Genomic DNA, 8801 nt, shown 5'->3' on the forward strand with positions numbered 1-8801 from the left:
CTTGATCCAACACTTGTTTGGTTTGTTCGGGTGTCTGCGTTGAATCGATGGTGGCCGCTGGGATGCCTTTGCGGGTCATAAATGCAAGTTGATCATGCATTAATGCCAGCAAAGGCGAAATCACCAATGTTAAGTGGGGCAGCTGTGTGGCCGGCAATTGATAGCATAATGATTTACCTGCACCGGTGGGAAAGATCGCACAGGCCGATTCACCTTGCATCACCTGCGAGATCACTGCTTCTTGTCCCGCACGAAATGACGAAAACCCAAAAATTTGCTCAAGTGCTTGTGCCAACATGCCGTCTTTCCCCTACTTTTAACCAAGTGTCTGTTTATGAACAGGCGGGAAAAGGTATCGGCTATGTGCCGAGGTTGCAAGCACAGGCGGTATGCGTGCGAGCGACCCCATTATCTTCAATAAGTGGGGTCGATCTTTTCTTAACGGATGCGAGAGCTATCACAGCGCCTTAATCAGTGCTGCGATCTCATCCCACCTTTGCTCATCAATCAACTTGGCGGGCACCATCCAAGTACCGCCACATGCCAGTACAGAGGGCAACGCGAGATAATCGCTCACGTTTTCTTCACTCACGCCGCCGGTTGGCATAAAGCTGACCGGGTACACCGCAGATAGCGCTTTTAACATCGCAATGCCTCCCGACGCTTCCGCGGGGAAAAACTTCAACGTATCAAGACCAAGTTCCATGGCTTGCTCGACCAAACTCGGGTTGTTGATCCCAGGGACGATGGCAATCCCACGTTGTTGGCAATGTTTTACTGTAGTGAGATTAAGCCCAGGGCTAACAATAAAATCCGCCCCAGCGTCAATCGCAGCATCGACTTGTGCAGGCGTCAGTACCGTTCCGGCCCCAATCAGTAGCTCGGGATAGGCATCGCGCATTTGGCGGATAGCACTGGCAGCCGCGTCGGTACGAAAGGTGATTTCGGCGCACGGTAAGCCATTGTCGACCAAGGTTTTAGCGAGCGGCACGGCATCGTCCGCATTATTAATCGCAATCACCGGCACAATGCGAATTGCCTTGAGACGTTGGTTTAGTTCAGTCATGGGATTCCCTTATAGTAAAACGCTTAATAGCGCTACGATAACAAACGCGATAGTCCCGAGCAGGGTTTCCATCACAGTCCAAGTTTTTAGCGTGGTTTTTTCATCCATTTCGAGCAAACGTGATACGAGCCAAAAACCCGAGTCGTTGAAATGCGATAAAACGGTAGCTCCACCGGCAATCGCGATGACAATAAAGCATAAATCGAGTTGAGATAAGCCGACAGTGTGCGACACCGTGGGCGCAATCAGCGCGGCTGTGGTTGTGAGTGCGACGGTGGCTGAGCCTTGTGCGACACGCAAGCAGGTAGCAATCACAAACGCGGCCAATATTATCGGCATCCCTGTATCTGACAGCATGTTGGCGAGTGCTTCACCAATGCCGCTAGAACGAAGTACACCTCCAAACATCCCGCCCGCACCGGTCACCAAAATCACCGCACAAATCGGTGCCAATGAGTCGGAGCACAGCTTCTCCATTTTACTTTTGCCAAGCTTTTGGCCGAAGACTAACAAGCAAGTTAACAGCGTGATGAGCAGTGCAACCGGTGTTTTACCCAGCATGCGCAGAAAACCAACCCATGGGTTTTCGCCGTTAACGACACCTGCAACACTAAGTGCGTTTAAGCCTGTGTCGAGGAAAATTAGCATGACAGGTAGGAGTAAGATCATCAGCACCGTAGAAAAGGCGGGATGGTCCTTTTTGTTTTTAAACATCACTTCTGTATTTAAAAACGCTTTCGCAAGGGGAATATTGAATTTCTTACCGGCATACAAACCAAATAAATAACCGCCTAGATACCAAGTGGGTAGCGAAACCAGTAGCCCAACGACCAAGAGAAGACCCATATCTGCGCCGAGTAAATCTGAGGCCGCAACGGGGCCGGGGTGCGGGGGAACGAAGGTATGCATAACCGCAAATGCACCCGCGACGGGTAGGGCATACTTTATCGGTGAGCCACCTAAACGTTTCGCGACACTAAACATAATGGGCATCATCACAATCAGCCCCGCATCAAAGAAGATCGGAAAGCCAAATAGTAGAGAAGCGATACCCAGAGCAAACGGAGCACGGGCTTCGCCAAAGCGGTCGATCAGCGTATCGGCCAATACATTTGCGCCACCGGTGACTTCGAGAATTTTACCAATCATGGCGCCGAGCCCAACGAGCAAGGCGACCGACGCCAGGGTGCCGCCAAACCCTGTCATCATGGCCGGCACTACCTTATCGGTAGGGATCCCCGTGGCCAAAGCAGTGATTAAGCTGACCAATGTGAGTGATGCAAACGCATGCACCTTAAGTTTCATTATCAGTAGTAATAACAACGCGATAGCGCCCAATGCTATCAAGAGTAAAGTAGTGGGTTCAGGGCTTTGTGCGAGTAGTTCCATGGCTCACCTCTTCCGACCAGGATGTTTGTGTTAAACTTCACAAATCTCAACGTTACCGGTAACATGTTACCGGTAACCACACTAAGATAAAGACAATTATTGAATGCGTTATCAAAAATGAGATCTGGTTAAAATCTCGCTAAGGAGTGGGTATGGCAATTGGCAGTGTGATTGTGATGGGCGTCAGTGGCTCGGGGAAAAGCACCCTTGGCGCAAAGTTGGCACAGCGCTTAGGGGCAAAGTTTATTGATGGAGACGACTTACACCCGCGTGCGAATATCGAAAAAATGGCGACGGGTAAGCCGCTTGATGATCATGACCGAACTCCCTGGCTGGGCCGGATTAGCGATGCCGCTTTTAGTTTGGAGCATAAACATGAATATGGCGTGATTGTGTGTTCAGCCTTAAAGCGCCGCTATCGAGATCAGATCCGAGATGGCAATCAGAACGTTACCTTTTTGTTTTTGGACGGAGATTATGCGTTGATCCTCGCAAGGCTTCGAGCGCGCAAAGGGCATTTTATGAAAACCCATATGCTGGATAGCCAGTTTGCCACGTTGGAGGTGCCGGGTAACGATGAGCCTGATGTGGTCCGAGTCGGCATTGATGCAGACATTGATACTGTGGTGACACGTGCAGTGAACGCTTTAAAAGACAAGGAGGATGCCGAATGACACATACGACATTGATGGCAGTGACAGAGGCGTTATGCCAGCGCAGCCAACCGACGCGCATCGCGTTTTTGCATCGGACTCAACAGCAAGCCGATACCGGGAAAGCGCGTACCAGTCTGTCTTGCGGTAACATGGCGCATGCGGTGGCGGCGTCGTGCCAACAAGACAAACAGCACATGCTGGATATGACCACCGCCAATGTGGCGATTATCAGTGCCTATAACGATATGCTGAGTGCGCACGCGCCCTATGCTGACTACCCTGATCAGATCAAAGCCGCTTTGCTGCCGTTGGGTCATACCGCGCAAGTGGCAGGTTGTGTGCCTGCGATGTGTGATGGAGTGACCCAAGGCCAACCGGGAATGGAAATGTCGTTGTTTTCACGTGATGTGATTGCACAGGCGACTGCGATATCGCTGAGTCACAATGTGTATGACGCAACATTATTGCTTGGTGTATGCGATAAAATTGCACCGGGACAATTGATAGGCGCGCTGGCCTACGCCCATTTACCTACCTTATTTATTCCCTCCGGCCCAATGACAACGGGCACCAGCAATGATCAAAAAGTGGCGGTTATCCTAACGTGGGAAGATATTGATGCGCTCTCTCGTGTAGTGCCCTTGCTGACTCGAGTCTACCCCAATGGGCCGGCCGATATTAATGCCTTTGAAGCGGCCGGAGGCGTACCGACGTTAATGGCTCACTTACATGCGCTAGGGTTATTGCATGCCGATACCTTGCCTGCCGTCGGCCAATTTAGCGACCAGCTGACCACACCACGATTAGATCAGGGGCAGCTTGTTTGGGAAGCCGCCACCCCATCAACCGACACAGCGGTCATTGCCCAGCCCGGCTCACACTTCAGTGCAGCCAGTGGCTTGCGCATGCTGTCTGGCAATATGGGTAACGCGGTGATCAAAGCCTCTGCGGTTGACCCCGCGCATCGCGTAGTTTGTGCGCCCGCACGGGTGTTTGAGTGTCAGCACGAGGTCGAGCAGGCCTATCAACGCGGTGAGCTCAACCAAGATGTGATTGTGGTGGTGCGTTTTAATGGCCCTGCTGCTAATGGGATGCCAGAGCTCCATAAACTCATGCCTATTCTCGGCAATGTGCAAAAAATGGGTTATCAGGTCGCACTGGTAACAGATGGCCGGTTATCCGGCGCGTCAGGCAAAGTCCCTGCGGCCTTACATGTCTGTCCGGAAGCCATGCATGGCGGTGCGTTGGCGTCCATTCAAGACGGCGATCTGATCACATTGGACGCGAATACTGGCGTATTGACCTGCCATGCTGACTTATCTCAACGATATGTAGCTAATACGCCTCAAGCTGCTACAACCTGGGGACGTGATTTGTTTGCTGCGGCGCGTCAGCAGGTGTCTCGCGCTGATGAAGGGGCGACGTATCTATTTCCGTGATCGCTCGGTCAACCGTGATGGTTACAAGCTGCCACCGTCTGTGATGGTGTGTGGGATAGCATGCACTTTTTCGGTGATAGTTTCACCGCTTAATGCTTGAATCAAAAGTGTCGCGCTGCGCTCACCGATTAACTCTCGGGGCGTCGCGACACTGGTGAGTCTTGGGCTGATCACAGTGCCAATATCCAACGCATTGTAGCCGACAATGCTAAGCGTTTTAGGTACCTCAATGTCCTGCTGTTTACAGGCAAGTAACGCACCGACGGCGAGGTCATCATTGGTACAAAACAGCCCGTCACAATCTGGATACTGAGCCAAGGTTTGGTTAAGTAAGGTCTCGCCTAAGCTGAATGAAGAATGCTCCTCGGTGGCAACACAGCGAGGAGTGAGTCCTGCCTGTGTCATCGCGCGTTCGTACCCTTTTTGCCGCAGCTGAGTGCGGGTATCCAGACGAGCCGCCAAATACACAATCTGCGTTTTATCTTTGTTGATCATCGTTTGAACTGCATCATAAGCGGCTTGCTCATGATCAAGCCCAACTGCCATATCAATCGGCGTTTCTGGAAGCTCCATGGTTTCTACCACAGGAATGGCGGCGGTTTTTAACATTTGTAACGTACGTGGGGTGTGGTTAGTTTCAGTGAGGATTAAGCCATCCACTTGATAAGAGAGCAAAGAGGCAATTTTCTCTTCCTCTGCCTGCTCGCTATAGCCAGCGTGTGTAATCAAAATGTCGTAGCCATGTGCCTTAGTCACGCGTTCAATGCCCTGGACTAAATGAGCAAAGACTTGGTTAGACAATGAAGGAAGCACAATTCCAATGGCTTTGCTCGATGATTTAGATAACATCGCGGGCACACGATTTTGTATGTATCCCAATTCTTCAATCACCGCCGCAATCTTGTCGCGTGTCGCAGGGGCGACTGACTCCGGATTGCGCATATAGCGCGAGACTGTCATTTTGGTCATCCCGACGCGGTCAGCAATATCTTGTAAGGTGGCCCGGTTTCTTTTTTCTGTCATCTCATGCACTAGCCGAAAATGTTACATGTAACATTAGAGCAATCTGACCGCCGATTAGCAAGAAAAACTGGTAGGTGGAATTAGGTCTTTATTGAGAACGCACACTGACGATTTTGAATTAAGGCGCCACTTTACCGCGCAAAGACTTAGTCTGGCTCTTACGCTTTTTGGATTCTACGCGGCGACGTTGTGACGCTTTGGTTGGCCGAGTTGGCTTGCGTTTTTTCTGCTCCACCATCGCGCTTTTAATTAGCGCAGCGAGGCGTTCTAACGCGTCTTCTCGGTTTAGCTCTTGGGTGCGGTAGTTTTGCGCTTTGATCACCACGACGCCGTCTTTGGAGATGCGTGAATCGGACAGCGTCATTAAGCGTGTTTTGTAGGCATCAGGCAGTGACGAGGCTTGAATATCAAAGCGCAAATGAATGGCACTCGACACTTTATTGACGTTTTGTCCGCCTTTCCCAGCGGCGCGGATGGCCGTGAGCTCGATTTCACTGTCGGGAATCGCTACTTTGTTGGATAGAGTCAGCATACGGCCTCAAATATTAACAAGAGGCGCGCAGTGTACATAGCATTAGGCCTGTGGCGCAAATAAGCCTGCAGGCCGAGTCTTTTTGAGTCGTTAATCGGCACTTTAGGATAAATCAAATACCAGTGTTTGGCTGATTTCGTTGCCGACATTACTAAAGGTGATGTGACGGATATCTTCGACTTTCGCGCCATCACCGGGAGAAAGAGATGTGTTTTCAACCTTAAGAGTGCCCGCGACTTGATGCACATAGGCGTTGCGTCCTGCCTCCAAAGCGAAGGTAACAGACTCACTCGGCGCCAAGACAAGTTGCAGCAAACGTGCCTCTTGTTTTATTTTTAACGAGCCATTCTCACCCGTTGGCGTCGCAATGACGGTAAAGCCGGGTTGGTTGCCAAAATCTTTTTGCTGATAGCCCGGCTCTCCGCCTCTTTCGTTAGGTTCAATCCAAATCTGTAAAAAACGCAATGGCTGGGATGACGAGGCATTATATTCACTGTGATAAATACCACGCCCAGCCGACATCAGTTGGAACTCGCCAGCGGGTAGAGTTTGTCGGTTGCCTTGACTGTCTTTGTGTTCTATTGCTCCTTCCAGCACCAGACTGATGATTTCCATATCACGGTGTCCATGGGTATCAAAGCCCGCGCCGGGCGAAACGATATCATCATTGATCACACGTAGTGCAGAGAAGCCCATATGATGGGCATCGTAATAGCTACCAAATGAAAAGGTATGGCGGCTTTGTAGCCAACCAAAGTTGGCCTGACCGCGATCGCTGGCATGACGTACTGTAATCATAACGCTTCTCCTCACTGATTCGATGTTGAACAGCGGTGACGCTGAACAATAGATGCAGTGTAGAAACAAAAACGCCGTGCGAACACGGCGTAATCTTGTGCATCTTGTTCTAAAACATTGAACGAGTATTGTGCAGGAGAAATAGCACGCATCAGATAATGTACTAAAGCTTAAATGTTTCCATGCGTGTTTTTAAGTTATGCGCAAGATTGCTGATTTGGTCACAGGCAATCGCTGTTTGCGTTGCCCCCTCGGCCATTTCCGTTGAGGCACTATTAATGTTCTCAACGCTGCGGTTAAGCTCGTTAGAGACAGAGCTTTGCTCACTGCAGGCGGTAGCAATTTGGGTACTGCGTTGGGCGATATCATCAACAGAGACTTCAATTTCCCGCATTTGTTCGCCGGTATCGCTGACCGTTTCTACACATTGCGTAATGCCTGTTTGGCATTCATGGCTGGATTCGCGGACCTTAGTCGTGTTTATTTGCAGTGTCTCGATGGTATTAACGATTTGCTCGGTCGATTCTTGAGTACGCTGTGCCAGTGAGCGAACCTCATCGGCTACCACAGCAAACCCTCGGCCTTGCTCACCGGCACGGGCTGCTTCTATCGCCGCATTCAAAGCCAGTAAATTAGTCTGCTCGGCAATACCACGAATCACATCAACCACGACATTAATGTCTTCGGAGCTTGTTTTAAGTTGCTCTGTTAACGTCTCTGAGTCTTGCATCAATCTAGATAGGCGTTCAATAATGCTAATCGCATCGGCTAATGAACCACTCCCTTTTTTTGCTATATCTGCTGCCGAATGCGCTGATGTTGCGCCTTCTTCGGTATTTTGTGCCACTTCACTGACAGCGGCTTGCATCTGGGTCATCGCTGACGCCACCGATCCAAGCTCTTGCTGCTGGTTTTGCATACCTGACGCATTTTGAGATGAAATCGCACTCACTTCTTCAACGGCGGCAGTTAACTGAATAGTAGAATCGTTAATTTCTGATACCAATCCGTGAAGATTGTTTTGCATCGTCACCAATTCTTTGAGTAAGGAGCCAAGCTCATCTTTGGACAAGTCCTTTTCATCAAATTTGTTGTTGAGCTGACCTTTGGCAATACTCGATGCAAACGCGAGCGCTTTACCGACTGGGCGAGAGATAGCGCGAGAAAGCAGAATAGATGCAGCCATAATCACTAAAATGATCACAAGTGTTCCAATGGCTGCATTTATCTGAGCGGCGGTTGCTGCACTCTGGGCTTCTGCCCCAATTTGCTTTACTAAGTCATCGTTTAATTCGAGTGTGTTATCCAAGCTTTTTAGCGCATCGGAATAGGTCCCAAAACTGGCTAAAACGACTTCATTCGCTTTGTCAGGATCGTCATTTCTTAAAAGCTGGTTATAAGACTGGGTTTCCTCAATGTACTGATTCCACGTTTTCTTAAACACATTAAATGATTGTTTTTCTTGTGATGTGAGGTCCAGAGCTTGATAAGCTTTGATCCCAGCTTGTACATCGGCACGCCATTGGTCGAGATCGTTTAACCATTGCGATATTTTTGGGTTACCGCTGTTTGGTAGCAGTGAAAATTCATCTTTCCGGACTTTGGTGATGTCGACCTGAATGCCTTTTAATATTGATACCGAGGGGAGACTTTTGTTTGAAAGTTGTGTGATGTCTTTACTTATCGAGGATAGGCCGAGCATAAACATGATGGCAACGGAGGCAAAAACGATAAAAACGGCAATAAAACTGAGCCCTATTTTTTTGACARCACTAAGATCTTTCATCATCTGCTTTCCTGTTCATCGCGCTTATGAACTAGCGCAAAGGTGTTTTGTAACAACATTAAGCTAAGCGTAGACGATTTAGATGATAAAAATATTATTAATTGTGAGAGAA

The 8801-nt window shown here is 49.5% G+C and carries 9 protein-coding genes; 2 read left to right on the forward strand and 7 right to left on the reverse strand.

Annotation, left to right across the window (positions count from 1 at the left end; all coding sequences use genetic code 11):
* The 3 genes from BZG79_RS07840 to BZG79_RS07850 all read right to left on the reverse strand — a co-directional run.
* The coding region (locus BZG79_RS07840) for a DEAD/DEAH box helicase (RefSeq protein ID WP_199877615.1) at positions 1-298 on the reverse strand (298 nt) is incomplete at its 3' end.
* A 159-nt stretch (positions 299-457) separates the two neighbouring features.
* The gene (locus BZG79_RS07845) at positions 458-1066 is read right to left on the reverse strand and encodes a bifunctional 4-hydroxy-2-oxoglutarate aldolase/2-dehydro-3-deoxy-phosphogluconate aldolase (protein WP_077774120.1); all 609 of its coding nucleotides are present in this window, start codon (positions 1064-1066) and stop codon (positions 458-460) included.
* Between the two features lie 9 nt (positions 1067-1075).
* Positions 1076-2455 (reverse strand): GntP family permease, encoded by a 1380-nt coding sequence (locus BZG79_RS07850; protein ID WP_077774121.1) that lies wholly within the window; start codon positions 2453-2455, stop codon positions 1076-1078.
* Between the two features lie 152 nt (positions 2456-2607).
* On the opposite strand from BZG79_RS07850, the gene BZG79_RS07855 reads away from it, so the two are divergent.
* Positions 2608-3129, forward strand: coding sequence for a gluconokinase (locus BZG79_RS07855; protein WP_021022985.1), 522 nt, complete (start codon positions 2608-2610; stop codon positions 3127-3129).
* Complete coding sequence (locus BZG79_RS07860; RefSeq protein ID WP_077774122.1) at positions 3126-4550, forward strand: dihydroxy-acid dehydratase; 1425 nt, start codon at positions 3126-3128, stop codon at positions 4548-4550. Before BZG79_RS07855 ends, BZG79_RS07860 begins: the two co-directional genes overlap by 4 nt.
* Positions 4551-4571: 21 nt before the next feature.
* Here the strand turns inward: BZG79_RS07860 and BZG79_RS07865 are convergent, their stop codons facing one another.
* The 4 genes from BZG79_RS07865 to BZG79_RS07880 form a co-directional block, all read right to left on the reverse strand.
* Positions 4572-5573 carry a substrate-binding domain-containing protein gene (locus BZG79_RS07865; RefSeq protein WP_077774123.1) on the reverse strand — a complete coding sequence of 334 codons (1002 nt, stop codon included), beginning with the start codon at positions 5571-5573 and terminating at the stop codon, positions 4572-4574.
* Between the two features lie 118 nt (positions 5574-5691).
* Positions 5692-6105 (reverse strand): alternative ribosome rescue aminoacyl-tRNA hydrolase ArfB, encoded by a 414-nt coding sequence (gene arfB, locus BZG79_RS07870; RefSeq protein WP_077774124.1) that lies wholly within the window; start codon positions 6103-6105, stop codon positions 5692-5694.
* Positions 6106-6207: 102 nt separating this feature from the next.
* Entirely contained in the window at positions 6208-6903 is a 696-nt protein-coding gene (locus BZG79_RS07875) for a pirin family protein (protein ID WP_077774125.1), read from the reverse strand.
* 163 nt (positions 6904-7066) lie between these two features.
* On the reverse strand, positions 7067-8692 hold the full coding sequence (locus BZG79_RS07880; RefSeq protein WP_077774126.1) for a methyl-accepting chemotaxis protein: 1626 nt from the start codon (positions 8690-8692) through the stop codon (positions 7067-7069).
* Positions 8693-8801 lie beyond the last annotated feature (109 nt).

Origin of the sequence: Salinivibrio sp. MA427, assembly GCF_001996115.1 — a bacterium.
Taxonomy (GTDB): domain Bacteria; phylum Pseudomonadota; class Gammaproteobacteria; order Enterobacterales; family Vibrionaceae; genus Salinivibrio; species Salinivibrio costicola.

Coding starts and splice junctions, on each gene's coding strand:
- BZG79_RS07845 (WP_077774120.1), bottom strand. CDS start 1,066: ATGACTGAACTAAACCAACGTCTCAAGGCAATTCGCATTGTGCCGGTG.
- BZG79_RS07850 (WP_077774121.1), bottom strand. CDS start 2,455: ATGGAACTACTCGCACAAAGCCCTGAACCCACTACTTTACTCTTGATA.
- BZG79_RS07855 (WP_021022985.1), top strand. CDS start 2,608: ATGGCAATTGGCAGTGTGATTGTGATGGGCGTCAGTGGCTCGGGGAAA.
- BZG79_RS07860 (WP_077774122.1), top strand. CDS start 3,126: ATGACACATACGACATTGATGGCAGTGACAGAGGCGTTATGCCAGCGC.
- BZG79_RS07865 (WP_077774123.1), bottom strand. CDS start 5,573: ATGACAGAAAAAAGAAACCGGGCCACCTTACAAGATATTGCTGACCGC.
- arfB (WP_077774124.1), bottom strand. CDS start 6,105: ATGCTGACTCTATCCAACAAAGTAGCGATTCCCGACAGTGAAATCGAG.
- BZG79_RS07875 (WP_077774125.1), bottom strand. CDS start 6,903: ATGATTACAGTACGTCATGCCAGCGATCGCGGTCAGGCCAACTTTGGT.